Raw genomic sequence first — 2,117 nt, 5'->3', positions numbered from 1 at the left:
GTCGAGGCCGTTCTGGGACAATCGGTCTGAATGGCTGGTACGCTCAAGGGCAGGCTTATGCCTATCTGCAAGGCGAGTTGGGTGTAAAAATTAAGTTGTGGTTTGTGCGTGTGCGTGTCCCTGTCATTAGGGGAGGTGCGGCCGCCTTGCTACAAGCAGGCCTACCCGATCCAACCTTCTTCAAGGGATACCTTGGCGTAAATCTTAATGTGCTTGGGCTTGTGAAGGGACATGCTCGCTTTAAGCTAAGTATCGGCGAAGAGTGTGAAGTCGTCAATCCAGGCTCATCTCCCGTAGATGAACCAATGATCAACGATCTTTCGCCAGTTATCGGGGAGCGAGAAGTAAGCGTCTTTGCTGTACCTCAAGCAACCTTCAATGTTGCAATGGGTAAAACCTTTGAGGCCTCAGACGAGCGTGGTGTAAATAAGATCTATCGTATTAGTCTCAAAAGTTTTGACCTTAAGGATAAGGAAGGCAAGAGCATTGCTGCTCAACTTGTGTGGGGTGATGATAAGACTAAGCTCAGCTTGCAGGCTAAAGAAGTCCTTCCGCCAAATACAGAGCTTACGGCAAGTGTTCGTGTTGGCTTTGAAGAGTTTATAAATGGTTCTTGGCATCAAGTTGTGACTTCGGGTAAACCAGCAATAGAAGAGAAGACACATACTTTCACTACGGGTGGGGCTCCCAGTGAAATCCCTCTTGCCAATGTCGTTTATGCTTACCCAGTTGTAGGCCAGTCATACTTCCTCCCCAAGGAAAGTAACAAGGGCTATGTGCAGCTCAAGATGGGACAAAAGTACCTCTTTGAGAAGGGCTTTGACTACAAGATGAGCTTCCTTGACGAAGAGGGTGGACGAGTGTCCACGGACTTCAACTACAACGAGAGTGAGAATAGACTAGAGTTTATTATTCCCAGCCTGAGAAAGAAAACTCCCTACACACTGAGCCTAGCTTACACCGCACAAGTTCAGGAGGGGCAAGAAAGTCCTAAGAACAACTCTACTACTCATCTTGATAGCGAAGACTTAAGTGTGCGTATTGGAGGTGATAGGGCTGAGCGCCTTGTGGCTAGCAACCTAGAGAAAGCTATCCTCAGCTATGATTTCAGTACAAGTCAGCACAGTACCTTCAAGGAAAAGATGGATGCCCTCAAGATTAAAGATGGCTTTGCTGTTTATGATGAAGCCTCAGCTTATCCTCTTGAACTGGATGTCCGAGCTGATGAGGCTTTTGATGAGGCTGAAGTATTAGGGGTAGAGACGACACAAGGGAAAGCCCTTGTTCAACTCAAAGCAACGCTAGAAGAGGATTATTTTGCGAAGACCGTCTACCCCTTAGTTTATGAGGGCTATCCCTTTGCTGGTCTTGAGTTAACTTATCGTAGTGAGCAACCCTATGGTGTACCACCCTATTATGCCTTTGCTCCAAGTCCATACTTCTTGTCTAAATTGAGTGACGGGACTCTCAATAAGCAAGCTTATCGATTCCCCTTCACTTTCTTAGCTTCGCATGTTGTCTTTGCTGACTTCAGCGACCTACAGGGGCTTGTGGTCAATAACCGAGAGCTAGTGGGGCGTAGTATTTATGAGCGCTTCGCCCTTGGAACTTTACCCGTACTCAGACATGGTAAGTATAAGGCTCTCGTAAGCTATGTCTTACCTGACGGTACCGTAAGCTCAACGATGCCTATCCTTTACAATAACAATCTCAAGTTTAACACAGAGCGATGAAACAAGCAAGATGGGGTATGAGGCTCCTTACCCTTGGGATATGTTTGTTCCTGTCGGCTATGCTCAAGGCACAAACGAAGTCACAGGGAAGCATTAAGGTAAGGACTGAAGTCCATAGTAATAAAGTATTATTGCGATGGATTGCCAGTGATGCCAAAACTTGGGAAAGCTTGAACAAGCATGGGGTTCGCTTAGAGCGTCTGACTATCGCACGTAACGGACAAATACTACCAAGCCCCGAGGCTCATATCTTAGGTGCTGAGCTCAAGCCAAGAGAGAGCGATGAACTCAAGGCTATAGCCACACAATATCCTATGGGCTTAGTGATGGCACAAGCTGTCTTTGGGGAGGACTTTGAGGTCGGTCTCGGAGATAACCCCATGG

At 47.0% G+C, this 2,117-nt stretch carries 2 pseudogenes; both read left to right on the top strand.

Annotated features, from left to right (window positions below):
• Window positions 1-1,733 (top strand): annotated as a pseudogene (locus HMPREF1323_RS09255) (hypothetical protein); the annotation flags it as partial.
• Window positions 1,730-2,117 (top strand): annotated as a pseudogene (locus tag HMPREF1323_RS09250) (hypothetical protein); the annotation flags it as partial. The pseudogenes HMPREF1323_RS09255 and HMPREF1323_RS09250, both read left to right, overlap by 4 nt.

The sequence above is a fragment of the Porphyromonas sp. oral taxon 279 str. F0450 genome, from assembly GCF_000292995.1.
GTDB lineage: Bacteria > Bacteroidota > Bacteroidia > Bacteroidales > Porphyromonadaceae > Porphyromonas > Porphyromonas pasteri.
This window is presented reverse-complemented; position numbering and strand designations above follow the sequence as displayed.